This window comes from Soonwooa sp. T0.1_25, from assembly GCF_057652215.1.
Window position 1 is genome coordinate 82144 of the sequence record NZ_JBYFBZ010000006.1, and the last position, 25836, is coordinate 107979.

At 34.4% G+C, this 25836-nt stretch carries 27 protein-coding genes and 2 pseudogenes; 18 read left to right on the plus strand and 11 right to left on the minus strand.

The genetic code is table 11. The features are described 5' to 3' along the window. Positions 1-15: 15 nt before the first annotated feature. Complete coding sequence (locus AC23MB_RS09740; protein ID WP_079665478.1) at positions 16-849, minus strand: ion transporter; 834 nt, start codon at positions 847-849, stop codon at positions 16-18. Between the two features lie 63 nt (positions 850-912). Between AC23MB_RS09740 and AC23MB_RS09745 the strand changes: the two genes are divergently transcribed. Then, positions 913-2019 (plus strand): Nif3-like dinuclear metal center hexameric protein, encoded by a 1107-nt coding sequence (locus AC23MB_RS09745; RefSeq protein WP_487787142.1) that lies wholly within the window; start codon positions 913-915, stop codon positions 2017-2019. Between the two features lie 3 nt (positions 2020-2022). Next, the gene (locus tag AC23MB_RS09750) at positions 2023-2805 is read left to right on the plus strand and encodes a zinc ribbon domain-containing protein (protein WP_079665476.1); all 783 of its coding nucleotides are present in this window, start codon (positions 2023-2025) and stop codon (positions 2803-2805) included. 54 nt (positions 2806-2859) lie between these two features. Here AC23MB_RS09750 and AC23MB_RS09755 read toward each other — a convergent pair whose 3' ends face one another. From AC23MB_RS09755 to AC23MB_RS09765, 3 genes are all read right to left on the minus strand, one after another. Then, positions 2860-3747 (minus strand): LysR family transcriptional regulator, encoded by an 888-nt coding sequence (locus AC23MB_RS09755; protein ID WP_487787143.1) that lies wholly within the window; start codon positions 3745-3747, stop codon positions 2860-2862. A 1-nt stretch (position 3748) separates the two neighbouring features. Continuing rightward, positions 3749-3946: a hypothetical protein gene (locus AC23MB_RS09760; protein WP_487787144.1), complete on the minus strand. Its 198-nt coding sequence runs from the start codon at positions 3944-3946 to the stop codon at positions 3749-3751. 296 nt (positions 3947-4242) lie between these two features. Continuing rightward, positions 4243-5724, minus strand: a complete 1482-nt coding sequence (locus AC23MB_RS09765; RefSeq protein WP_487787145.1) for a T9SS type A sorting domain-containing protein — start codon at positions 5722-5724, stop codon at positions 4243-4245. A 184-nt stretch (positions 5725-5908) separates the two neighbouring features. Here AC23MB_RS09765 and rbp point away from each other — a divergent pair, with 184 nt between their 5' ends. Continuing rightward, positions 5909-6235, plus strand: a complete 327-nt coding sequence (rbp, locus tag AC23MB_RS09770; RefSeq protein WP_079665471.1) for an RNA-binding regulator — start codon at positions 5909-5911, stop codon at positions 6233-6235. A 290-nt stretch (positions 6236-6525) separates the two neighbouring features. Beyond that, positions 6526-8067 (plus strand): choice-of-anchor J domain-containing protein, encoded by a 1542-nt coding sequence (locus AC23MB_RS09775; protein ID WP_487787146.1) that lies wholly within the window; start codon positions 6526-6528, stop codon positions 8065-8067. Between the two features lie 34 nt (positions 8068-8101). Here AC23MB_RS09775 and AC23MB_RS09780 read toward each other — a convergent pair whose 3' ends face one another. Beyond that, on the minus strand, positions 8102-8626 hold the full coding sequence (locus AC23MB_RS09780) for a BlaI/MecI/CopY family transcriptional regulator (protein WP_487787147.1): 525 nt from the start codon (positions 8624-8626) through the stop codon (positions 8102-8104). 10 nt (positions 8627-8636) lie between these two features. Beyond that, positions 8637-9230: an ABC transporter permease gene (locus AC23MB_RS09785; RefSeq protein WP_374329328.1), complete on the minus strand. Its 594-nt coding sequence runs from the start codon at positions 9228-9230 to the stop codon at positions 8637-8639. Between the two features lie 162 nt (positions 9231-9392). Between AC23MB_RS09785 and pdhA the strand changes: the two genes are divergently transcribed. The 3 genes from pdhA to AC23MB_RS09800 all read left to right on the plus strand — a co-directional run bounded on the left by pdhA (position 9393) and on the right by AC23MB_RS09800 (position 12904). Further along, positions 9393-10397, plus strand: coding sequence for a pyruvate dehydrogenase (acetyl-transferring) E1 component subunit alpha (gene pdhA / locus AC23MB_RS09790; protein ID WP_312323758.1), 1005 nt, complete (start codon positions 9393-9395; stop codon positions 10395-10397). A gap of 80 nt (positions 10398-10477) precedes the next feature. Next, the gene (locus AC23MB_RS09795; protein WP_487787148.1) at positions 10478-12097 is read left to right on the plus strand and encodes a dihydrolipoyl dehydrogenase family protein; all 1620 of its coding nucleotides are present in this window, start codon (positions 10478-10480) and stop codon (positions 12095-12097) included. Positions 12098-12187: 90 nt separating this feature from the next. Next, positions 12188-12904 carry a DUF2490 domain-containing protein gene (locus AC23MB_RS09800; protein WP_487787149.1) on the plus strand — a complete coding sequence of 239 codons (717 nt, stop codon included), beginning with the start codon at positions 12188-12190 and terminating at the stop codon, positions 12902-12904. Here the strand turns inward: AC23MB_RS09800 and AC23MB_RS09805 are convergent. The 3 genes from AC23MB_RS09805 to AC23MB_RS09815 all read right to left on the minus strand — a co-directional run bounded on the left by AC23MB_RS09805 (position 12901) and on the right by AC23MB_RS09815 (position 15423). Continuing rightward, entirely contained in the window at positions 12901-13359 is a 459-nt protein-coding gene (locus AC23MB_RS09805; RefSeq protein ID WP_079665465.1) for a phosphohydrolase, read from the minus strand. The genes AC23MB_RS09800 and AC23MB_RS09805 overlap by 4 nt on opposite strands. A 13-nt stretch (positions 13360-13372) precedes the next feature. After that, positions 13373-13669: a hypothetical protein gene (locus tag AC23MB_RS09810; RefSeq protein WP_313030380.1), complete on the minus strand. Its 297-nt coding sequence runs from the start codon at positions 13667-13669 to the stop codon at positions 13373-13375. A 140-nt stretch (positions 13670-13809) separates the two neighbouring features. Further along, positions 13810-15423, minus strand: a complete 1614-nt coding sequence (locus AC23MB_RS09815; RefSeq protein WP_487787150.1) for a M1 family metallopeptidase — start codon at positions 15421-15423, stop codon at positions 13810-13812. A gap of 175 nt (positions 15424-15598) precedes the next feature. On the opposite strand from AC23MB_RS09815, the gene AC23MB_RS09820 reads away from it, so the two are divergent. The 9 genes and pseudogenes from AC23MB_RS09820 to AC23MB_RS09860 all read left to right on the plus strand — a co-directional run bounded on the left by AC23MB_RS09820 (position 15599) and on the right by AC23MB_RS09860 (position 22393). Beyond that, positions 15599-16015, plus strand: a complete 417-nt coding sequence (locus tag AC23MB_RS09820; protein ID WP_312324340.1) for an SRPBCC domain-containing protein — start codon at positions 15599-15601, stop codon at positions 16013-16015. 19 nt (positions 16016-16034) lie between these two features. Then, complete coding sequence (locus AC23MB_RS09825) at positions 16035-16889, plus strand: VOC family protein (RefSeq protein WP_312324338.1); 855 nt, start codon at positions 16035-16037, stop codon at positions 16887-16889. Positions 16890-16979: 90 nt separating this feature from the next. After that, positions 16980-17084: pseudogene (locus AC23MB_RS09830) on the plus strand (glyoxalase/bleomycin resistance/extradiol dioxygenase family protein); the annotation flags it as partial. Between the two features lie 9 nt (positions 17085-17093). Next, positions 17094-17330 (plus strand): VOC family protein, encoded by a 237-nt coding sequence (locus AC23MB_RS09835; RefSeq protein WP_487787151.1) that lies wholly within the window; start codon positions 17094-17096, stop codon positions 17328-17330. Between the two features lie 190 nt (positions 17331-17520). Continuing rightward, positions 17521-17652, plus strand: a complete 132-nt coding sequence (locus AC23MB_RS09840) for a hypothetical protein (protein WP_487787152.1) — start codon at positions 17521-17523, stop codon at positions 17650-17652. 76 nt (positions 17653-17728) lie between these two features. Further along, positions 17729-18415, plus strand: a complete 687-nt coding sequence (locus tag AC23MB_RS09845; RefSeq protein ID WP_487787153.1) for a J domain-containing protein — start codon at positions 17729-17731, stop codon at positions 18413-18415. A 351-nt stretch (positions 18416-18766) separates the two neighbouring features. Then, positions 18767-21625, plus strand: coding sequence for an aminomethyl-transferring glycine dehydrogenase (gcvP, locus tag AC23MB_RS09850; RefSeq protein ID WP_487787154.1), 2859 nt, complete (start codon positions 18767-18769; stop codon positions 21623-21625). 105 nt (positions 21626-21730) lie between these two features. Further along, the gene (locus AC23MB_RS09855; protein WP_487787155.1) at positions 21731-22051 is read left to right on the plus strand and encodes a hypothetical protein; all 321 of its coding nucleotides are present in this window, start codon (positions 21731-21733) and stop codon (positions 22049-22051) included. A 3-nt stretch (positions 22052-22054) separates the two neighbouring features. Then, a complete protein-coding gene (locus AC23MB_RS09860; protein ID WP_487787156.1) occupies positions 22055-22393 on the plus strand; it encodes a hypothetical protein in 339 nt (112 codons plus the stop codon). A 2-nt stretch (positions 22394-22395) separates the two neighbouring features. Here the strand turns inward: AC23MB_RS09860 and AC23MB_RS09865 are convergent, their stop codons facing one another. Then, positions 22396-23061, minus strand: a complete 666-nt coding sequence (locus AC23MB_RS09865; RefSeq protein WP_487787157.1) for a DUF2461 domain-containing protein — start codon at positions 23059-23061, stop codon at positions 22396-22398. Positions 23062-23252: 191 nt separating this feature from the next. Here AC23MB_RS09865 and AC23MB_RS09870 point away from each other — a divergent pair, with 191 nt between their 5' ends. After that, positions 23253-24692 carry an amino acid permease gene (locus AC23MB_RS09870; protein WP_313030420.1) on the plus strand — a complete coding sequence of 480 codons (1440 nt, stop codon included), beginning with the start codon at positions 23253-23255 and terminating at the stop codon, positions 24690-24692. 176 nt (positions 24693-24868) lie between these two features. Then, a pseudogene (locus AC23MB_RS09875) lies at positions 24869-25276 on the plus strand (ecotin family protein). Between the two features lie 114 nt (positions 25277-25390). Here the strand turns inward: AC23MB_RS09875 and AC23MB_RS09880 are convergent. Further along, entirely contained in the window at positions 25391-25810 is a 420-nt protein-coding gene (locus tag AC23MB_RS09880) for a PaaI family thioesterase (RefSeq protein ID WP_312323671.1), read from the minus strand. Positions 25811-25836 lie beyond the last annotated feature (26 nt).

A 25836-nucleotide genomic window follows, 5' to 3' on the forward strand; every position in this document is an offset into this window, starting at 1 on the left:
TGTTTTAAATTTAATTTAAGCGAATTTTTCACCGCATTGTTTACAATATCTAGCATCGTTGTCGTTGTCATCATTACCGCAACGACCACACATAAAGTGATAACGTTTTCCTTTTCTGAACTCAGAAGTTACAATCCCAGTTGGTACTGCAATGATGCTATAACCGCAAAGCATTACAATAATAGACAAGAATTTACCGACTGGTGTTGCTGGCGAGATGTCACCATAACCAACAGTTGTAATGGTCACAACTGCCCAATATATACTTTGAGGAATACTCGTAAAACCATTTTTTCCGCCTTCTATCAGATACATCATCGAACCAATAATCACAATAAAAATCACCATGAACAAAAGGAAAATATAAATTTTTCTAGAACTATGGTTAAGAGCAGTTACAATATATCGACCATCGTGCATATAATCGGCAAGGTTGAAAATTCTAAAAATCCTTAGCATTCGCAACATTCTCAAAATACCGATGTAATGTATGATTGGGAAGAATAAACTTAGATAAAAAGGGATAATAGACAAGAAATCTATAATACCGATTGGACTAAAAATATATTCTTTTTTATCCTTGATACAAGCAATTCTCAGAATATATTCCACTGTGAAAATCATTGTAATAATGAACTCCGCAGTGTAAAAAAGATTATGATATTTAAGATTAACCAATGGGATTGTTTCCACCATTAGTAAGCCCACACTTATCAATATTAATATAAGAAGACTAACATCAAAAATTTTCCCTTGGCGTGTGTTGTCAAGGTAGATAACGTTATAAACTTTTCTGAGCCATCCATCTGCGGGTATCAAGTCGAACTCAGGTTTTATTATTCGTCTCATATTTTTTAAAATAAATGTAAATTTACACTTAGTTTTTAAATGAGAAAAAGTTCCTGTAAAAATATGAGCGCAAAAACACTAAAAGAAGTTTGTAGTCAGTTAGATAAAATTTTTAAAATTCGACAAGCCGAAGATTTTGACAATGTTGGTTTGTTATGCGGAAATCCTGATCGCGAAGTAACGGGGATTTTGGTGACACACGATGCCTTAGAAGATGTTGTGGAAGAAGCCATTGAAAGAGGATTTAACATGATTGTTGCTTTTCATCCTATTATTTTTTCGGGTTTAAAATCTTTGACAGGAAAAAATTATGTTGAGAAAGTAGTTCTGAAAGCCATTGAAAACAAAATTGCAATCTACGCAATACACACAGCATTTGATAATGATTATTTTGGCGTAAATTATAAAATGTGTGAGGTTTTAGGTTTAAAAAATCAAAAAATCTTAATGCCGAAATCGAAGAATTTCAAAAAGCTTGAAGTCTTTGTTCCCAATGATCATGCTGAACAAGTTAAAAATGCAATTTTGGAAGCAGGAGCGGGAAGTATTGGCTTCTATGACGAATGTAGCTTTGCGGTTGAAGGGACTGGAAGTTTTCGAGCGAAAGAAGGCGCGAATCCTTTTTTAGGAAAGATTAATGAACGTGAAGTTGTAAAAGAAAGTGTATTGTCTTTTAGTTTTGAAAATTTTAGACAAAATGATATTTTAAAATCGATGTTCGCTGCGCATCCTTACGAAGAAGTCGCTTACAATATTATTGGTCTCGAAAATGATAATCAGTATGCTGGACTTGGACGTTATGGCGATTTGGAAACAGAAATGCCTTTAGATGAATTTTTAAAATTTGTAAAGAATATTTTTAATTTAGAAATAATTAGATACAGTAATACGAACAAAAAAACGATAAAAAGAGTAGGTGTGCTTGGCGGAAGCGGTGCTAGCGGTATAAAGTCTGCAATGGCGGTTGGTTGCGACGCTTATCTAACGGGCGATGTCAAATACCACGACTTCTTTTCGGGAGAAAACAAATTATTAATTGCAGATATTGGACATTTTGAGAGCGAACAATTTGTTACTCAACAATTATATGAAATATTGTCCGAAAATTTTACTAACTTTGCAATCGCTAAAACAAGCAAAAAAAACAACCCTGTAAATTATTTTATTTAAGATATGGCTAAAAAAGCAAACGATATCTCGGTTGAAGAGAAACTAAGAGCACTTTACGACCTACAAATCATTGACTCTAGATTAGACGAAATTCGCAATACGAGAGGAGAGTTGCCTATCGAAGTTGAAGATTTAGAAATCGAAATCGAAGGCTTAGATAAAAGAGCTAGCAAATTCGATGCTGAAATAAAAGAGCAAAATGCTGAGATTAACGCTAAAAAAGAGTTGATTGCACAAGCTCAAACACTTATTTCTAAATATAAGTCGCAACAAGATAATGTTAGAAATAACAAAGAGTACGAATCTTTAGATAAAGAAATTGAATATCAAACTTTAGAAATTGAGTTGGCTGAGAAAAGAATTAAAGAATTTGGTTCTAAAATTTCTCACAAAAACGAAATGCTAAGTGAGTTGACAACTAAGATTGAAGATCTTCGTAATCACCTAACACACAAGAAGAATGAGTTGGATGAGCTAATTGCAGAAACTCAAAAAGAAGAAGAATTCTTGTTAGCAAAATCTGAAGAATTCTCAGAAAAGATCGACTCTAGATTATTAAGCTCATACCAAAGAATCCGTAAAGGATCTATCAACGGACTTGCAGTTGTTGGTCTAGAAAGAGGTGCGCCAAAAGGATCTTTCTTTACAATTCCACCACAAAAACAAATGGAAATTGCTCAAAGAAAGAAAATTATCATCGACGAAAACAGTGGTAAAATCCTTGTTGACGACGAATTGGTAAACGAAGAAAATGCTAAAATGGAAGAAATCATCAACTTCGGTTAAGATTTCGAAATTTAAAATATTTAAAAATCCGAGTGTTATAACGCTCGGATTTTTTTATTTTTTCATAATGCCACAAGTTTTCATAAAAAGCCGAACCAACTCAGACTGTTCGCCTTTTAAAACAATGAACTGAAATTGTCTTTTAATTTCAAAATGTTTGATGTCGATGATGTTTAATTTGTTGTATTTCAGTTCGTTTGTGATACTGCTAACCGACAAAAAAGCCATCGCGTCCGATTGCGCTAAATAATTTTTGATGCTTTCTGTACTGTCAAGATTCATGATGACATTAAGTTTTGAGGCTAGAAGTTTGCTCTTCTGAAGTTCGGAATCGATAAAATCTTGCGTGCCCGATCCTTTTTCGCGGCTCACAAAATCGAGTTCTGAAAGGTCTTTAACAGAAATAGTTTTGTTAGACAAAGGATGGCCAATTCGCGCAACCAACACAATTTCGTCTAACATAAACGGAATATAATCGAATTGTGCCGATTGAAAAGGACCTTCGATAATACCAATATCTATTTTATTTTTCTTTAATAAATCTGAAATTTTTTCGGTGTTTTGAGAAGTCAAATCAATATGGATATCTTCGTAATAAGAATGAAATTTCACCAATATTTCGGGCAAAATATATTGAGCAATGGTTGTACTAGCACCGATTTTTAAATTGCCTTTTAGTTTGTTATTGAGTTTATTAATTTCGAATTCGGTTTCGCGATAGATTTCAAAAATCTGATTGGCTTTTTCTAAAAGAATTTTTCCGCTTGAGGTTAGCTCGATGCTTGTGCCATTTCGAGTAAAAAGCTTGGTGCTAAGTTGTTGTTCTAATTCTTGAATGTGCTTTGTAACAGCGGGTTGCGATATGTACAACTCTTGTGAAGCTTTTGTGAAACTAAGTCGTTTTGCAACCGTTGAAAAGACTTTTAGTCGAAAATCCAGCATTTTAATTATCTCGTTTTGATTTTAATTTTGAAAATCTTATTTCGTTAAGTTCTTTAACCTTTTCAGTTTTGGTTATTTTACGAAGATTTTTAAGAGCAAAAATATGTTCAGCTTCATGATCTATAACTTGTACAATTTCGTCAGCTTGCGCCACATTTTCTGGATATAAAGTGTTCCAAACGATTTTACCGAAAGTCATGACTTGTCTTTTTTTGTCAAGATTTAGGAAATCCAAACTTCTAAGATAAGGAAAAAAAGGATTCTTTTTACCGTTTAATTTTTTGCCAAGATAATTAAAGATTTCTCCGTTTTCATTGACTGTAAAAGTTTTGATGGATGGAATATTTGCTTTAAGTGTCTTTATCTATATTCTATGTTTAATACGTAAATATAAGAAATTGGCGCTATTGTTAGTTTTTTGACTATTATTAAATTTAACCAAAAAAAATCGGCGAAATCAAATTCCACCGATTGATAATTTTTCGTTTCTAAAAATTAATTAACAACAATTTTACTTGACGCTTTCGAAGTTCCGTTGTTAAAATTAAGAATATAAACGCCCCGAGCTACTTTTAATGAAATTTTATTTTCTCCTTTTACAACAATGGCAGAATGGATTAACTTTCCTAAAAGGTCTGTTACAACAATATTTCCAGAAGTTTCTGATTTAAAACTAAAATCACCCTGACTTGGATTTGGATATACTTGCAGTTTTAATTTATTAACATCATTAACAGCTTGTGTTGCAGCGCAGTCATAAGGTTTAAAATTAACCAAACCATATTTAGTATCATCAACCTGATGCGTTACAACATCTTCAACCATGATGTCATTTGATAATTCGCCCTCTCTCCAGCAGTTGAACTTGGCCTCCAAATTATTCGGTGTATTGTTGAAAAGCGCGTAAGTCACCCCGTTATTAATATTATCTTTAAAAATATTTTTACCGATATTTTCTTTACCAGGCAAGTCGCTTCCAAAGTTAGCTTGCGCTGTTCCTTGCAAAGTTACACCCCAAAGATTTCCGCGAAGTTGGTTTTCGCTGACTTTAACATCCATCACAGTGGTGCCACTCCCGATAAAGTTGATGCCGCTTCCGCCAAGCATTGGGTCGTTTTGGGTATTGTTATTTTCGATAATGTTTTTAGCAACGGTTCCGTATGATGAGTTCCCAGCGACTGTAATTCCGTAACGATTATCACGAATGGTGTTGTTTTCGATTTTTACATTGTTAGCGCCACCCACAAGTGCTGAAGCCGAAATTCCGCCTGTCATAGGGAGATTTCTGTTACCAATAATTTGGTTGTTTGTGATGATAATTCCGGCACTTCCGCCAGGTCCCATATTAATTTGCGGACGGTTTTGATTACTTGTATTGTTTCCGTAAAAATAGTTGTTATCGATAATTCCGGATACGCTGATGTTAGCGCCAGAACCGATCGCTGATCCAACATTTTCTAAAAATTGTGAGTTTGTAATCGAAATTCCAGTAGTGCTTCCAAACTGAACTGCTGCGCTCGAAGCCGCTCCGCCACTTACGGTATGGTTATTTTTAATAATACAATTATCCATAATAAAGTTAGATGTGTTGACACGAAGTCCGCCGCCGTTTTCGATGGTCGTATTTTTTAGAATAACATTAGAAGTGTCTTCGAAACGGATACCTTTGTAAGCTTCACCAGCAATATTTGTGGTATAAATTAGTTGTGTTGCATTGGTTTGATATTGTCCAAAAACGAAAAGCATGACGTCTTTACTAAGTTTTACGGTTGTGTTTTCGTCAATAATAAGCTTGTCATTGGCAGAAATCGTTACATTTTGAGAGATTAAAAAATGATCGCCATTGTTAGTAACAGTCCCCGAAGCAGCTTGCGCTAAGCTTGTTAAATTATAAGTTATCCCAGTATTAGGACTTGTAAATTGCGCATTAAGCCCAAAATAGGCTACTGCAGCGAAAAGTGTAAAGGTCTTTTTCATAACTAAATTTTAAATCAAATTTATAAAAGAATTAATTAATCAATAATTTTTTTTAAAATAGTAGGTGAATTGAAAATAAAGTGTAAATTGCAATGTTTTTATAGTCGAAATCCAAGTGTTCAGTCAGTTGTTGTTTTCTCCTTATAACAACAAATTTTTTATACCAATTTAATTTTTTTATACAATGAACATTTTTGTTTCAAACATCAATTACGCAACTAAAGAAGAGCAGTTGTTAGAATTATTCCAAAATCAAGGAGAAGTTACTTCTGCAAAGATCATTATGGATCGCGAAACTGGAAGATCTAAAGGATTCGGTTTCGTAGAAATGCCAAACGACGCTGAGGCTAAGCAAGCTATTGAAGCGCTTAACCAACAAGATTTTAACGGTAAAACTCTTAACGTTAGCGAAGCTAGACCAAGAGAAGAAAAACCAAGAAGATCATTTGATAATAATAGAGGTGGTGGTTATGGTAACAACGGTGGAAACCGTGGTGGTAACCGTTGGTAAAATATCATTAAAAGATAAAAAAGCGATTCTTAGGAATCGCTTTTTTTTTGGGTTGAAATCGCTTTCTATTAATGAAATAATTTAAAAAATAGAAATTCTAACGCAAAAAAAATATTGTATATGGAAATATTGATATACTAATAATTTTTTTCATATTTATCTTAGTTTAATATTAATATTGTTAATCTTTATAAAATTTATTATGTATGTGTTCTAAAAATTATTAATTACATATTGTGTGTGTCGTGAAAATGATTTAGTTTGGTCTCACCATTCAAAAATTAATAATCATGAAAAAACAATTTTTTATTTTTGCGGTAGCTTTACCGTTAGCATTTAATGCGCAATTTTTTCAGAATTTTGACGCTAATACTAATATTCCCACAGGATGGGCTGTCATTAATGGTGGAGATACTAATACTTGGCAGATAGTAAATTTTACAGGATCAACTGGTATTGCTGCCTACAGTGGTACTAATACAGTTTCTATTGGTTACAATGCTGTTGCGCATGATGATTATTTAGTCACTCCTGCTATAGCTGTAACAGCAGGTGTTAATGATTATTTTAGCTTTTATGCTAGAAGTAGAGATCCTTTATACCCTGAAAAGATTGCTCTAAAGTTATCAGAAACTACACCTACTGCAGCTGCCTTTACAACTGTTTTAGCGGCTAACGTGGATCCCGCCAGTGGTGCTAATTTTTATAAGTATGAATATGATTTATCATCTTATGTAGGAAAAACAGTGTATATCGCGTTTCATTCGACAACTCAAGATAAATTCTATTTTGATATTGATGACGTTGCGTCTTTGGCGAAACCTTTATGTAATATACCTGTAAATGTGACCTATAGCAATGTTACTAGTAACTCCGCTAAGATTAATTGGGCTGCAAATGGAACTGGTAATAACTATCAGGTAGAATACGGGCCTGCTGGATTTTCACATGGCGGGGGGACAGTCTTATCAGTTTCTGACGAAACTGCTAATCTAAGTTTAACACCAAATACTGCTTATGATGTGTACGTTAGAAAAAACTGTAATCCAACATTCAGTGATTGGTCTAATAAGATTAGTTTTACAACAAATTGTTCAGCCAATACAGTTTTCCCAATGATTGAAAAATTTGATGCCAATGCAGTACCCACTTGTTGGAAAAATGAAACAGTGAGTGGTGGTGGATCTGCAGTTTGGACGTATGTGACAACAAATGGTAATGCTACGATTACTCCTAAATCTGCCCCTCGAATGGCAGAATTCAGAACAACGACAGTAGGTAACAAATCGATGCTGGTTGTAAAGCCGTTAGATTTATCTTCAGTAACCAACCCAGTTGTAAAGTTTAGTTATGCCAATACTAATTGGTTTGGAGATGTTGACGAACTAAGAGTCTACTATAAAGCAAACAGTTCGGATCAATGGACGCAGTTAGGTCCTGCTTATACTACTGAAAAAACTGCGTGGACTGATGTTACTTTGCCACTTCCAAATAAATCGTCTAATTATCAAATTGCATTTGAAGGTATGTCAAATTGGGCAAGAGGAATTAATTTGGATGATGTAATGGTCGGAGATGCGACTACTCTTGCAGTCGGAGATTTATTGAAATCTAAAGTGAAATTATATCCTAATCCTGTAAAAGATGTTTTAAATATTGACGTCAATACAAACATCAATAGCATTGAAATCTATACAATAACAGGACAATTGGTTAGATCTTTAGATAAAAAAACGAAGCAAGTGGATGTTTCGCACTTAGCAAATGGTGTTTACATTTTAAGACTTAAATCTGATTCTACTGATGAATCTTACAAAATTGTAAAAGATTAAAATTACAATATCATTAAAAGATAAAAAGCGATTCTTAGGAATCGCTTTTTTTATGATTGTTTTTCTTCTTTTCTTTTTTCTCCTTTTCCTTTTTGTCTTTCTTCTTTTTACCAGATTTTTCTGATGGTGTGTCTAGTGTAAGGACTTGTGCATCCAGTATCTCGATCTCTTTTTGTAGAGCTTCGTCATTGGATTGCGTCGTTTCTTCGATGATTTCTGCAATACTTTTTTCTTCAATTTGTATAGCTTTTTCGGGGACTTTTAAGTCTTTAAGAAGAAGATCAACATCATTATGATAAAATATTTCTAATAAATTTTCTAACTGAAATTTTCGATAATCCTCAAAGTTTATTTTAGGAATATATTTAAAGATGCGACCTTTCTTTTCAATTTTTAAATAATTTTTTTCAACTAAAATTTTCAAAAATGTCGAAACTGTATTTTGATGCGGTTTCGGTTCTGGATAAGCCGTCATGATGTCTTTCATAAAGGCTGCTTCCAAATTCCAAATCACTAACATGAGTTGTTCTTCCGAACTTGTCAAACTAAGAATTTTCATATTTCTATTTTTAGATTACAAGATAATAAGCCAATCCGACCAAGCTTCCCAATACCGCTCCAGAAATGACTTCTGCTAAGGTATGTCTTTTTAATATAATTCTTGTAATGCCGATGATAATTGATAAAATTATCCAAAATATTCCCCAAGGCAAGCTGAATTTTAAAAATAAAAATGCAACAAAAATATTAAGAGAAGTGTGCATTGAGCTTTTAATAAAGAAGTTGCTGATCTGCATCAAAATCAACAATATCAAAAGAAAGAAAACTGTCGTGTCTTTGTTTCCGTTTCTAAAAAATTCGTAGGCTAGATAAATCGCGCAAAGAATGACAATGACGATGTACAGGCTGTTCCGTTGCTTTCTGTTGGAAACATCCATGTTGGTATAATGCCCTTTTTTGACGTTCCAAATTATCCAAACCACAACTGGTATAACAAGGATAAAAAGAATAGGGAAGAAATCGGTAACGTTGAGATTACTCGCATGTGGCGTATAGGAGAGAACAATATAATAGATGATTAACGATACAATCGGATTGAAAAAATTTGATATAACTTTTGATATTTTTATTAAAAGTGAATCCGAAGTTAGGTTGTCTGTCATTTTTTAAAATAAAGATTATGTTGCAATTTACATTTTAGAAATTTAAAATAAATCATCTTTTAGTTAATTAATTTTATCGATAGCGGCAAGATATTAATTTAAGCATAACACTATTAATAACTAAAGATATTTTCTTATTTTTGCTAAATATTTCGAAATCATATGAAAGAATTTTCCAAAGAGATTTACCTTAAATGGTACGAGGATATGACGATGTGGAGAAGGTTTGAAGACAAATGCCGTTCTCTTTACTTAAAACAAAAAATCAGAGGTTTTTTACATTTATATAACGGACAAGAGGCAATTCCTGCAGGTTTTACCCATGCGATGGATTTATCAAAGGATAGTATGATCACAGCTTATCGTTGTCATATTCATCCAATGGCAATGGGCGTTGATCCTAAAAGAATCCTTGCCGAACTTTGCGGGAAAGCTACGGGTACGTCAAAAGGTATGGGTGGATCGATGCATATTTTTAGCAAAGAACACCGTTTTTATGGTGGTCATGGTATTGTAGGTGGACAAATTCCTTTGGGAGCAGGTATCGCTTTTGCTGATAAGTATTTTGACAGAAAAGCTGTTAACATTTGTTTTATGGGAGATGGTGCAGTACGTCAAGGTGCTTTGCATGAGACTTTCAATATGGCAATGAACTGGAAACTTCCTGTAGTTTTCGTTTGTGAAAATAACCAATACGCGATGGGTACGTCTGTTAAAAGAACAGCTAACCACGAAGATATTTACAAATTAGGTTTAGGTTACGAAATGCCTTGTTTACCTATTGATGCGATGGATCCTGAGAAAGTTGCAGAAGCTGCTTTTGAAGCAATTGAAAGAGCAAGACGTGGTGATGGCCCAACTTTTATCGAAGCTAGAACTTATCGTTACAGAGGTCACTCTATGTCTGATGCTGAGCCTTACAGAAGTAAAGACGAAGTTGCAGAACACAAAAAAGATGATCCAATCGAAATTGTAAAGCACAGACTTTTAGAAAACAATTGGGCTACAGAAGCGGAGTTGGAAGCTATTGACGAAAAATCTAGAGCTTTTGTTGACGAATGTGTTGAGTTCATGGAGAATTCTCCGTATCCAGATTTGTCACAAGTTTACGATTTCGTATACGCGACGCCGGATTATCCATTCTTAGATAAATTAGAAAATAACTAAAATTATTAATTTGGGATTTGATGTTTGACTTTCAATGAATTTCAAATCTCGAATCTCGAATCTCAAATCAATAAAAATATATGGCTGAAGTAATCACAATGCCTCGTCTGTCGGATACGATGACAGAAGGAAAAGTTTCCAAATGGCACAAAAAAGTTGGAGACGCAGTTAAAGAAGGCGATATCTTAGCAGAAATTGAAACTGATAAAGCCGTTCAGGATTTTGAATCTGAATTTAACGGAACTTTATTATATATCGGTGTTGAAGAAGGTGCACAAGCGCCAGTTGACAATGTTTTAGCAATTATCGGTAACCAAGGAGAAGATATCTCTGGCATTATCGGTGGTGGAGCATCAGAAGCTAAAGTTGAGGAAGAAAGTAAAACTCAAAATGAGTCAACACCAGTTGAGAGTGCACCCGTTGTTGATGCTGCAATGCCAGACGGTGTAGAAGTTATCACAATGCCAAGACTTTCTGATACAATGACAGAAGGTAAAGTTGCGAAATGGCAAAAAGCTGTTGGCGATGCTGTTAAAGAAGGTGATATCCTTGCAGAGATCGAAACGGATAAAGCGGTTCAGGATTTTGAATCCGAGTTTAACGGAACTTTATTGTACCAAGGTGTTGCTGAAGGTGATGCTGCGGAAGTTGATAAGATTTTAGCAATTATTGGTCCCGCGGGAACTGATGTATCTGCGGTTGTTGCAGGAGGTGGAAAACCCGCTGCGGCACCAGCAAAAACAATACAAACGCAAGCTTCTACAACTCCAGTTTCAACGACATCAGATGATGCTGCTCCTGTACAAACTGGTGCTAATGGAGAGCGTGTTCATATTTCGCCTTTGGCTAAGAAAATGGCGGAAGATAAAGGTATCGATCTTCAATCAGTACAAGGTTCTGGTGAAGGTGGTCGTATCGTTAAAAAAGATATTGAAAACTATCAAGCACCGGCGCAAGCTGCTACCACTGCAGATGCTCCGAAAGTTGTTGCTGCACCAGCGCTTAATTTCACTCCAGGTGAAGATACAGAAACTGTAAATTCTCAAGTTAGAAATATTATTGCAAAACGCCTTGCTGAAAGTAAATTCACGGCGCCTCATTACTATCTAATGGTTGAGATTAACATGGATAAAGCGATCCAAGCGCGTAAAGAAATCAACAGCATTCCTGATACGAAAGTATCTTTCAATGATATGATTATCAAAGCGACTGCGATGGCGCTTAGAAAGCATCCACAAGTTAACTCATCTTGGGCTGGTGATAAGATTATCCACCACGGTAATATCAACGTTGGTGTTGCGGTTGCAATTCCTGACGGATTGGTTGTTCCGGTTCTTAAGAATGCAGATTATATGAACTATAATCAAATCTCTGCTTCGGTTAAGGATATGGCTTCTAGAGCGAAAAGCAAAGGTCTTAAAGCTAACGAAATGGAAGGTTCTACTTTCTCAGTTTCTAACCTTGGTATGTTCGGTATTGAGACATTTACGTCAATTATCAATCAACCAAATTCAGCTATTCTTTCTGTTGGTGCGATTATCGAAAAACCAATTGTTAAAGACGGACAAATCGTTGTTGGTAACACTATGAAGTTATCGCTTGCATGTGACCACAGAGTAGTGGACGGTGCAACTGGTGCTGAGTTCTTACAAACTTTAAGATTGTATTTAGAAAATCCGCTTTCTCTTTTATTAGGTTAAAATGTAGGTTTCTAAATCTTTATGATATAAATCCTCCTGAATTTCGGGAGGATTTTTTTTTAGATTTTGGAAAAAGAATATCTTTGCAAAATGAAAAAATTCCTGCTCCCATTAGTTGTATTAATCAGTGTTTTTGGAAAAGCGCAAGACAAAGAGAATCTTTCTGGATTTAATATGGTGTCTTTTACTTATAAATTTGCACCAGAATGGATGGCTTACGCCGAATTTCAAACGCGATCAATAGAAGATTACACTTATATCGATTACTACGAAGCTAAAGGAGGAGTTGGTTATAATATTAATAAAAATAACCAAGCTTTCATCGGTGTTGGTCGATACGGAACTTACAAAAATCATAAAATCTTTCAGGAAGAACATCGTGTTTGGTTGCAGTATACACTAACCAATCGTATCAAAAGTTTAAAACTTGATCACAGATTAAGAGCTGAGCAACGTTTTTTTCATAATTCAATTACAGATGTTAACACCAATACACAACGTTTTCGTTATCGTCTAAGTGGGACTTTACCATTAAACAATACAAAAGTACAATCAGGAACCGTTTTTGCCAACGCTTTCGAAGAAGTTTTTGTCGGTCCCGAAGATAAATTCTTCAAGCGTAGTCGTACTTTCGGCGGAATTGGTTATCAGTTTAACGATAGTATGAACGCCACTGCGGGTTATATGTTCCAAAGAGAATTTGCTTCTAAAGGAAATACCAACCTACATTTCTTATATTTTGCACTTAACTTTACCATCGATCCATCGGATGACGAAAGAGATATCCATATCCCAATGGCCGATTAATAGGTACTTGTTAAATATTGATAAGCTTTCAAATATTTGTTAAGACGTTTTAGATCTTTCGCTTCGATAGGTCGAGTGAAACGTCTCAAATCCATATTATCTTTAAGATCATTGATTTTTACTTTAACCGCAAGTGGATTTTGCTCTATTCTTTTAACAAAATCTTCATAAGGTTCATTAAGTTCTGGATCTTCGGATTCGCGCTTGGTAAGGCATTCGACAGCATCGATAATATATTGGGGAAATCCTTGTTCCAGAAGATATTCGAACGAAAATTCTGGATGATCTTCCACAACGTCGTGTAACGCGCCAACAATTTTTTCGTCGATAGTTTTTCCTGCTTCCATAACGCGGAAAACGTGTCCTAGATAAGGCGCATCGTATTTGTCGGTTTGTTTTTTGTGCGCTTTTTGTGCGATTTTAATCGCTTTATATAATAATTGAATATCTGCCATTTGGGGTTTTTGACTATTTGTCGGATTTTTCTTTTAAATCTTTTAATTTCAAGTTGGGAGTTGTTAACTCGATTTGTTTTTGTTTTTTTAAACTTGAATAATTTTCAGATTTAGGTTTCTTATTTAACATTTTGTATTGCGATGCTTTTGCAGAATCTATGTTTTTATAAAAAGGATTACTATTGGACAATTTTGGAGATTTAGTAAAAGGTTTCGCTTCCAAAATCTTTACAGAATCTTTTTTTGGTGTTTCTTGTGCAGCAATTGTCACGCCTATTCCTATTAATATAAAAGTTAGAATCGTTTTCATCACGTTCGGTTTTAAAAAGTAAATTTAAAAAAATGAATGTCGTGACAAAGATTTTTTTCGAAAATTTATCAACAAAAAAGCCATCATTTCTGATAGCTTAATTTTTTCTAAAAAAGTTTGATTTTAAACAAAACTAAAATTTATTGCTTATTATAAAGAATGTAATAGTTGTTATTAAATTCCACGGGATTATTCGATTTCAAATCTGTAGTTTGCCAGTTGTCAGTTGGAGAAATTATTTCGCCAGAAGCTAATCTTAGAGGCATTTTAAAATCTTTAACCGTATGTGTCCAGCGATAACTTAATTTATTATTTTCTTGTTTATATTCCAAAGTTGGGATATAAGTTGTTCTCAAATATTGGTCAAAAATCGTTGATAAATCCATTCCTGATTTTTGACTAAAATAATCTTCAACTTGCTTTCCTGTAACTGTTTGATGATAAAAATCTTTGTTAAGTCCTCTCAAAATTTGTCGAAATTTTTCATCATTATTTATCACTTGACGAATCGTATGTAACATGTTTGCACCTTTATAATACATATCGCCGCTGCCTTCATTTCTAACGCCATAAGTCCCGATTATTGGGATGTCATTATGGATATTTTTTCGCGTTCCAGTCACATATTTATCGGCATCTTCTTTTCCAAAAAGGCTTTCGGTGTATAAGGTTTCTGAGTAACTCGTAAAAGCCTCATGAACCCACATATCCGCTTGATCTTTTGCTGTGATGTTATTAGCAAACCATTCGTGTCCAGTTTCGTGGATGATGATAAAATCCCACTTAAGTCCAACGCCAGAACCCGAAAGATCACGACCTAGATAGCCGTTTTCATATTTATTACCATAAGCGACATTACTTTGATGTTCCATCCCAAGATGCGGCGATTCAACAATTTTGTAAGAATCTTCGTAGAAAGGATAAGCGCCAAACCAATATTCAAAGGACTTCATCATCGGTTTAACTTGTGCAAATTGCTTTTTAGCTTTGTCAAGATTGTAATCCAAAACCCAATAATCAAGGTCTAATTTTCCCTTTTCGCCATCATAAGTTTCTTTAAAATTGACATACTTCCCAATCGACGGAATGATAGAATAGGCGTTAATCGGATTTTTGACTTCCCACAAATATGACTTTTTGTTACCAAGTGTTTTAGTCTCAACTAATCGTCCGTTGGCAACGCCAACTAAATCTTTCGGTGTTGTGATTTTAAAACTAATACCATTGTCGGGTTCGTCACTCCATATATCTTTACATGGCAACCAAATACTTGCACCAATACCTTCGTCGGCAGCAGTCATCCAAGGATTTCCGTTTTTATCTTTTTCAAAAATCCAACCGCCATCCCAAGGTGCTTTTTTGGCGACAACAGGATTTCCTTCAAAAGTGACAACGAAATTTAGTTTTTCACCTTTCTTAAATTTTCTATTTGTTTTAATAAAAATGAAATCGTCTTCTTGTTGATATTTTGCTTTTTTGTCGAAGCTAGCGGCAAGTTTTGCGACTTTCATTGGCTTTTGCAAATCGATTTGGAAGGTCGGATTAACCACATCTTTTGTAATTTCAAAAGAGATTTTGTTAGTTCCTGCGATACTTCTATTTTCGAAATTTGCTTCTAGATTAATGTCATATTTTTTTACGTCCCAAAAATTTCGGAATTCGGTATCAGAACCTTTTAAAGTATCTTGTTTTGTAAAATTTTGAGCAGTGAGACTTAACGATACAAAACTTAGTAATAGCGTGGCTTTCTTCATAGTTTAAAAAAAATAATTTGTCCTAAAGACAGGATAAAGTTACAAATCATTTTTCATTTTTAATACTAATAAATTTTGTTAAAAGATAATTGAATTGTCTTATGATAAGTGCTTCGAATATTCTAAAGGATTAAATTTGATTTAATAATTTTAATTAATAATTAAAATATTAAAAATGGGAAAACTCACAATATCAGCAGAAATCAACAAGCCAGTTGACCAAGTTTGGGAAGCTTATAACGATCCAAAAGATATCGTGAATTGGAATTTTGCACACGAATCTTGGTCTTGTCCAAGCTCCGAAAACGATTTGCAAGTTGGTGGAAAATTCAAAAACAGAATGGAAGCCAAAGATGGAATTTTTGGGTTTTATTTTGAAGGTGTCTATGACGACGTTAAACCTTTAGAATTAATAAAATACCACATGGAAGCCGGTCGCGAAGTGGAAACAAATTTTAAAGCTTTGAATCTTAATAAAACAGAAATCTCAGTGAAATTTGATTTAGAAACTCAAAATCCAGAAGATATGCAATTGCAAGGCTGGCAGGCGATTCTTAACAGTTTTAAAAATTATGCAGAGACAAAACTGTAACTAAAAAAAATTTAAACTTATGATTAATCCAAATATTTTCCCTTGTTTTTGGTTCAATGGCAATGCGAGTGAAGCCGCAAAATTATATGCAGATGTTTTTCCAAATTCGCATGTTAGTGTAGATTCGCCAATGGTAGTTAATGTTGATTTAAATGGTCAAAAATTAATGTTATTAAATGGTAGATCAATGTTTCAGCCAAATCCTAGTATTTCGATTATGGTGATGTGCGAAACGGACGAAGAAGTCGAGGATTACTACAATAAATTATCTTCTGATGCTAAGGTTTTAATGGAATTAAATTCTTATCCGTGGAGTGAAAAATATGCATGGATTAACGATAAATTCGGTGTAAGTTGGCAGTTCTACAAAGGTGATAAAATGGAACAAAAGTATATCCCAACCTTTATGTTTATTCAACAAAGTAATGGTAAATGTCGCGAAGCAATGGATTTTTATGTTTCAAATTTCCCAAATTCTGAAATCAATGGAATAATGGAGCATCCTCAAAATTCTGGAGATTTAGCAGGAATGGTGGCACATGCGCAATTTACAATCGACAATTATGCTTTGTATGCGATGGATGGCGGCACGACGCATGATTTTAATTTCACCGAAGGCGTTTCTATGGTCGTTATGACGAATGACCAGACGGAAACCGATAAATATTGGAATGCTTTTACAGAAAATGGTGGGCAAGAAAGTCAATGCGGTTGGCTCAAAGATAAATATGGTGTAAGCTGGCAAATTGTGCCACATCGATTGATTGAATTGATGGGCGATCCTAATCATGAGAAAGCGCAAAAAGTTGTTGAAGCAATGCTAAAGATGAAGAAAATTGTCATCGCTGATTTAGAAGCGGCTTATAATTCTTGAAAATGTTTTTGAATTATGAATTATGAATTATGAATTATGAATTATGAATTATGAATTATTTTCACTAATCACAAATAACACATTATAAATATCAACGAAGTTTACGTCAATCTCCCAATAAAAGATGTCGAAAAAACAAAGGCTTTTTGGAAAGCTTTAGGTTTTGAAATTAATCCTCACGTTACCGATGAAAAGGCAGTTTGCGTGATTCTAAAGGAAGAACTTATCAATGTTATGTTTTTAACCGAAGAGTTTTTCGAAACTTTTTCTGAAAGACCAGTTCCAAAAGGTGATACGACGCAAGTTTTGGTTGCGATTAGTCTTAATAGTCACGAAGAAGTGGATAAAGTCGTAAATGCCGCACTTGCTAACGGAAACAAATCCAGTTTGTTGGTTCGAGATTTATGTTCAAGATATGAGCAGAGCTCAAAAATAATATGAGGAAGTTATGCAAAAGAAAATGATGCAAATGACCGATCCTACGTACGAAAATATGAATATGGTTGGCTTCCCAATGCAAGGCGCTAACGATGAGATGCTTCCTGGTTGATCTGCCGCTTTAGTCCAGATGCAAGGCGTGCCAAGCGGCAGAAATAGCACCATTGTATATTTTACTTATGAAGATTGCAGTGTGAAAGAAAGTAGAGTAGATGCTGCAGGAGGAAAAGTTGTTAAACCAAAAATGGGGATCGGTGAGTTTGAATTTATGTCTTTGATTACCGCTACAGAAGGAAACATGGTTGGACTTCATTCTTTGAAGTAGAAGTATATAATTTGAAAAATATCTAGAAACGAAGGGAAATCTCTCTTCGTTTTTTTATTTTTGTACTAGAATTAAAATGAAGAACTATTATTATTTTTTAGGTGTTAGCGAAGATGCTTCCGCAGAGGACATTAAAAAGGCTTATCGAAAATTGTCGATGAAGTATCATCCTGATAAAAATGATAATGATGAGTTTTTTGAATTGCGTTTTCGCGAAGTTCAGGAGGCGTACGAAGTTTTGATTGATGTGGATAGACGCAAATCTTACGACAACCAATTTAATTCAGTTCAAAGAAATATTAAGTCGACCTTACCTCCGAAGATTCAGAAGTTTCATTCAGATAAAATTCGGGCGCGTGTTGGTGATGAGATTAGATTGTATTGGCAGACTTACGATGCCGACTTGGTGAAGATTATTCCGTTTGGACTAGAAAAAGTTAATGGAGAAAGACGTTTTAAGATTACACAATTTGATAGCCAAGGAAAGTTCCAGTTGTTGTTACATGCAACCAATACGGCGATTCATAAAACGGTTGTGCAAGCCATTACTATTACACAATTAGAAGTTGGAGAGGTTGATGAAGAACCTCAGGTTAAAGAACGTCTTAATAATAGGAGAGAAGAACATCATCCTAGACAAGCGAGTTCTCCGTTATTTAGAAGAGATCAGCGGTTTTTAGCTTATAGAATTAAAGTTGTAACAATTGTTTTGTTAATTGCTTTTATTCTGTTGGTACTAAAAAAAGTTTTTGCTTTGTTCTAAGCCATTTTGGCTCTACCAGGGCATTTTTTGCAACGTTTCCCTTTTTTAAATTTTTTGCAACAATTCTTTTTTTCGCAATACAATTCGGTATTGTTAGAAAATGCTGGCGTCAAAGCTGGAATTTTAAAAGCAATAATTGGCTGATTCATACTGCAAATATAAATTAATTTAGAATAATTACAAACAATATTTTGAATAATTCTAAATTAGTTTTTTCAGATTTGAAGATTTTATAAGTTTTATCAATTGTTGCGATTGCTAATATGTCATGAATAATAGGCTTTGTAATTTCTGTTATTTATCGTAAATTTACGCTCATTAATATTTGATAATTCCTAATAAAAAGTATAAATGAATACACAGCAGTTTGTGAACCGTCACATAAGCCTGAACGACGCTGATAAAGCGGCAATGTTAAAAAGAATAGGCGTTGATTCTGTAGAACAACTTATTTCGCAAACCATTCCAGATGCTATTAGACTAGAAAAAGACCTTGATATTTCGGCGCCACTTTCGGAGTACGAAATGTTATTGCATTCTAAAGATTTGGCGTCTCAAAATGCAATGTTTGACAACTACATTGGATTTGGATATTTTAATACAATTTTGCCATCCGTTATCCAAAGAAATATTTTGGAAAATCCATCTTGGTACACAGCTTACACGCCTTACCAAGCTGAGATTGCACAAGGTCGTCTAGAAGCTTTACTTAATTTCCAAACGGTTGTTTGCGATTTAACAGGTTTCCAATTGGCAAATGCATCATTATTGGATGAGTCAACTGCGGCTGCTGAGGCGATGCACATGTTCTATAACAACAGAACTAAAGATCAAAAAAAAGCCAATGCTAACAAGTTTTTTGTTTCGGATTTGGTTTTGCCACAAACGATTTCAGTTCTTAAAACTAAAGCAGAAGGATTAGAAATTGAGCTTATCGTTGGCAATTTTGAAGAGCATCAACTTAACGATTCTTATTACGGTGTACTTTTACAATATCCAGGAAAAAATGGCGTTGTTATCGATTACACAGAAAAAATCGCTGAGTACAAAAACTTAGATCTTCAAGTGGTTGTTGCTTGTGATCCAATGGCTTTGGTGAAATTAAAATCACCTGCTTCGATGGGCGCAGATTGTGCAGTTGGTACAACACAACGTTTCGGTATTCCGATGGGTTATGGTGGTCCACACGCAGCTTTCTTCGCTTGCAAAGAGGATTACAAAAGAGATATTCCGGGACGTATTATTGGGGTTTCTCAAGATATGTACGGAAGACGTGCGCTTCGTATGGCATTACAAACGAGAGAGCAACATATTAAAAGAGAAAAAGCAACATCTAACATTTGTACAGCGCAAGTATTGCTAGCGGTTATGGCTGGTATGTACGCTGTGTATCATGGTCCAAAAGGTTTAGATTTTATCGCTAACCAAATTCATTATAAAGCGAATGCCCTTCGCGATGCGCTTAAAGTATTAGGTTATGATGTTGTTGCTGAGCCAGTATTTGATACGGTTAAATTTAGAATTCATGAGGAAGAGAAAGCATCTTTAAAGATGTTAATGATTGATCAAAAGATTAACCTTAACTATTTTTCGCAAGGCTTTATAAGTATTTCGATCAACGAAACTTCTACGATTGATAAACTTCAAAAATTAGTTGAAGCTTTTGCTAGTTTTAAAGGTAAACAAGCTTACCAATTAGAATTAAAAGAGGAAATCACGATTCCTGCTGATATGCTTAGAAATGACGAAATCCTTAAAGAAGAGGTTTTCAACAAATATCATACAGAGACAGAATTGATGCGTTACATCAAGCGTCTAGAGCGTAAAGATTTGTCATTGACACATTCGATGATTTCTTTAGGTTCTTGTACAATGAAGTTAAATGCAGCAACGCAAATGATTCCTTTATCTTGGGGAGAATGGGGAAGTGTTCATCCATTTGTACCAAGAGAGCAAGCTGGAGGTTATCAAAAATTAATTAAGGAATTAGAAAAAGATTTAGCAGAAATTACAGGTTTTGCAGGAACTTCACTTCAACCAAACTCTGGTGCACAAGGTGAATATGCAGGATTAATGGTAATTCGCGAATATCATAAATTTAGAGGAGAACTTCACAGAAATGTTGTGGTTATCCCTCAATCTGCGCACGGTACTAATCCAGCATCGGCTGCAATGGCAGGTATGAAAATCGTTGTTGTTAAAAATTTAGAAAACGGAGAAATCGATTTTGAAGATCTAAAAGCTAAAGTAGAGCAACATTCAGAAAACCTTTCTGCGATTATGATTACCTATCCATCGACTTATGGTTTCTTTGATAAAAACGTGAAAGAAATTACAGATCTTATTCACCAACACGGTGGGCAAGTCTATATGGATGGCGCGAATATGAATGCGCAAGTTGGCTACACAAGCCCAGGTAACATTGGTGCTGACGTTTGCCACCTTAACTTGCACAAGACTTTCGCTATTCCTCATGGTGGTGGTGGTCCAGGTGTTGGTCCAATCTGTGTTGCTGAGCATTTAGTGCCATTCTTGCCAAGCAACGCGAATATCCAAACTGGTGGTAAAGAAGCTATTGACGCGATTTCTGCTGCACCTTACGGATCTGGTTTAATCCTTAACATTTCGTATGCTTACATCAAAATGTTAGGAACTTCAGGGCTTATGAAAGCGACTGAACACGCGATTCTTAACGCTAATTATCTTAAAGAAATTCTTGCAGATCATTTCCCAATTTTATATTCAAATGAGCACGGAAGAGTAGCGCATGAGTGTATCGTAGATTTCCGTCAGTTCAAAGCTTTAGGAATTGAAGTTGCTGATGTTGCAAAACGATTGATGGATTACGGATTCCACGCGCCAACAGTGAGTTTCCCAGTTGCTGGAACTTTGATGATCGAGCCAACCGAATCTGAATCTAAGTCAGAAATTGACAGATTTGCTGAAGCTTTAATCTCTATTAAACAAGAGATTGACGAGATTGCAAATGGTGAAGCTGACAAAGAAAATAACGTGTTGAAAAATGCGCCTCACACAGAGCAAGTGATTATTTCTGATGCTTGGGACAAACCTTACGCAAGAGAAAAAGCGGCTTATCCACTAGATTGGGTACGCGATCATAAATTCTTCGCAACAGTTTCTAGAATTGATGAAGCTTATGGAGACAGAAACTTAATCTGTACTTGTGAGCCAATCGAAGCTTATATGTAATTAATTTTTCTCAACGAAAAATTTAGATATTAACAGCAGCAAATTTAGTTTTGCTGCTGTTTTTTTATGATTAAATATTATCTTTAAAATCAATTATTGTAATAAATGCTAAAACGAAAATTTTCACTTGATAAGCTTCTAAAAGATCCATTATTCTGGAGTATTTTACTATTGAATCTTTTTGTTGTTTATCGTTACGGAAGTAATATTGAGTTTCTGTACAATCTTGTTGTTATTCAGATTATCCAAACTTTTTGTTTGATTGTTGCGCATTATTTTTTAATCCGAAATACACCGATTAAGTATCTCAAGAAGAAATACAGACTCAACAGAACCCGCAAGAAAACAGATAAAAATAGAAAAGAATTTGGATCTTACATCGACAAAGACGACACGGGAGATTCAATTTTTGCTGCAATTTTTTAAATAATGGGATGCTTTGTCAGTGTTTTCATGTTGGCCATTTTTTATGCATTTAATCTTTGGAAAAATGAAGGGGAATTTATTTTTCAATGGTCAGATTTGTTGTCTTCATTTTGGGCAATCGCCAACGGAATTATGTATTATCAAAACAATAAAAAACGCTTAACATATTCCAATGCAAGTGCTTCAGCTCTTATCGCAATACCGTTTTTTAAATTTTATATTCCGTTGTTTGCAATGTTGTTTGGCTATATTTTGGTAATGAAAGTTGTCGGCGATATTATTAGTTTTATCCTTTCAAATCCTAAATATTGGGAAAATGTGGAAGAGGAAAATGAAGTTTAATTTTAACTCAAAGCTTCATTTAAAAATTGATTAAAAGGATAAATTTCTTTAAAAATCTTAACAGCTTTCTCAACAAATTTTTTATCTAAAACTTCTTCGTCCGTTAATTGATGAAAAACCGTGAACTGCTTGTATTTAAGGCAATCTGCCATCGGATCTTCTTTGTCAAATCCTTGTGGAACTTTAACCAGTCGATCACCACGAAGTTCTAGATTTTTCTTAAAGTTTTTGTTATTTAAAATATTTAAAAATTCTTCGGATTCATCACTTATTTTTTGTCGAATTAATTTTAGATTAACCGTTTCGGTCATGTAAACGCCGCCAGCTAAAAAAGATTCACCAGGTTGCAGATGGATGTAATAACCAGCGTGACTCAGCGTTTTAGTTCCTTTTTCTGCTAAAGAAGCGCCCATATTGGTTTTGTAAGGTGTTTTATCTTTTGAAAATCGCGTGTCTTTGTATATTCTAAAAACGCAATTTTTAGCTTCCAATTTTTGAACGCTACTGTCAAAATTTGAAATCCCTTGAATAATATCGTCAACAACTGTAATGAAATTCTGTTGCGCTTCAACGTACAAATTTTTATTTTCATTAAACCAATCGCGGTTGTTATTGATTTCAAGCTTTGAAAGAAAATTTAAAGTCGTGGTTTTAATCTGGTTTTCCATCTTTAATATTTTTTATAAAATTAAATGTTTTAAAAATTAGATTGACTTTTTATCGAATTTTTTTCTAGCATTTCGTTACTAAATTTCTTTCTGAAAAAAAATCTTAACAAATATTTAAGGATTCAAAATATTTCGGTTGTTGAATGCAATTAAATTGCTATTTTAGGGACTTTATTTCAAAAGAAAAGAATTTGGAAACACAACAACAATCTGGTGAATCTAAAACCGAATTAAAAAGAGGTCTCAAAAATCGTCATATTCAGCTAATTGCCTTAGGAGGAGCAATCGGTACAGGTCTGTTTTTAGGGATTGGCCCAGCTGCTGTTTTGGCGGGGCCATCAGTAATTTTGGGTTATGCTTTTGCAGGACTTATCGCTTTTTTTATCATGCGTCAACTTGGAGAGATGGTCGTTCAGGAGCCAGTTTCAGGAAGTTTTAGTCATTTTGCGTATAAATATTGGGGCTCATTTGCTGGTTTTGCTTCTGGTTGGAATTATTGGTTGTTGTACATTCTTGTAAGTATGGCAGAGCTAACGGCAATTGGCGTTTATGTCCAGTTTTGGTGGCCCGAAATCCCATTATGGATGTCAAGTTTATTTTTCTTTTTTGTCATTAATGCGTTGAATCTTGCTTCGGTTAAAGTCTATGGCGAAGCCGAATTTTGGTTTTCTATCGTTAAAGTTGTTGCAATCATCGCGATGATTATTTTCGGAAGTTATTTGTTGATTAGCGGAACTGGCGGTGATCAAGCAACTATTTCTAACCTATGGAATAATGGTGGTTTCTTCCCAAAAGGATGGATTTACACTGACGGAAAAGGTGGTTTTGTAGGGCTTTTGGCTGCAATGGCTCTAATTATGTTTTCATTCGGTGGATTAGAATTGGTTGGTATTACGGCAGCAGAAGCTGAGAATCCAGAAAAAAATATACCTAGAGCGACCAATCAAGTTATTTATAGAATTTTAATTTTTTATGTTGGAGCTTTGATAATCTTGTTTTCGTTGTCGCCTTGGGAAAAAATTACAGCAGGAAGTAGCCCATTTGTTATGGTTTTTGAAAGGTTAAATAGTTTTCAATTTGAAATATTTGGTACGACAATCCAGTTTACAAAATTAATTGCTAATGTTCTTAATATCATTGTTTTAACAGCTGCTTTATCAGTTTATAACAGTAGTGTTTATAGTAATAGTAGAATGTTATTTGGTCTTGCCGAACAAGGTAATGCTCCTCGATTTTTGTCTAAATTAAATAAAAATCACGTTCCTGTAATGGCGATTTTGGTGTCAGCTGCGTTTGCTGCAATTTGTATCGTTATTAATAAAATAATACCAGAGCAAGCTTTAGAAATCCTAATGTCATTAGTCGTTTCTTGCCTTGTAATCAATTGGATAATGATTAGTTACACGCATATTAAATTCAAACAAGCTTATAAAAATTCAAAAACCTTATTCCCATCTTTCGCTTATCCTTTAACCAATTATATCTGTCTTATTTTCTTATTAGGAATTTTGGTGATCATGTGGTTCACAGGACTAAAAATTTCGGTAGAACTTATTCCGATTTGGTTGGCATTCTTATTTTTATGTTATCTAGGTGTTAAGAAGAACAATGCCAAAAAGCTTTCAAAATAGTTAAATTTAAAAGTCTCATTTTTGAGGCTTTTTTTATTGAAAATACTTCTGCGATTGCTTTTCATTAAAAAGGTTAAATTGATTCTTGTCAGTTTTTGAAAGATTGTTTTGTTATGTTAATTGCGTCTTAGCTTGTAGCAAAAAATAAAGAAATGAAAAGTACATTAACTGGCGGAATGCTTTTAGGATTGAGTTTATTATCAGGTTTAGCATTTGCTCAGTCGACGCAAAATGTTGATATTATACCTTTTCCAAAAGCAGAAAAAGGCATGAAACAAGTGGTTATCGAAGTGCCACATTCTAACAATGAAGTGAACAAAAAGATCGAAATATTTGTTGTTAAATCCATGCAAACGGATGGTTGTAACAGAATTGGGTTATCTGGGCAATTTTCTAAGTCTTAGTTGAAAGGTTGGGGTTACGATTATTTAACCTTTAAGACTGATGGATCAACTCCTTCGACCAATATGGCTTGTCCAAATGCAGCGCCTAAGAATGAGTTTGTAAAATCACAAGGATACTTCACAGACTATAATGGACGAATGCCTATCGTGTTATACATTCCTGATGGTTACGAAGCATAATTTAGAATTTATAAAGCCGAAAAGGATCTTTATAGCGCACCAGAAATTATTTCAAAATCGAAATAAAATTTATAAATATTCTACATAAAAAGCAGTCAAAGGAGTGTTTTTTTTTTATTTAATTCTCATCATGGTTACAAGCGAAGTTGCAACATGCGATTCTTTTTGATTTTCGGAGATGCAATAGATTTCGGTGCGGACAACGCTGATGCTTTTTCCACCTTTTATAACATAGGATTTGCTAAGAAGTGCATCGCCAATTGCAGGTCTTAGATAATTAACTTTTAGTTCAACTGTTACAACATAACAATCGTCGTCATAATGTGTAACCGCCGCATAACCTGAAGAAACATCGACCAAAGACGCCATCATTGCACCGTTAAACATTCCAGCTTTGCGCGTCATTCTGTCTTGTTTGGGGATTTTAATAGAGATATAATCGGTGTCCAATTCTTCCAAAGTTGCTTTGTAGAACTTTAAAGTTTCGGAATTGTTAAAACTTTTCTCGACCAATTGTCGTTTTTTGGGTGTCATAATTTTAATTTAAGTTTTCCTAATTT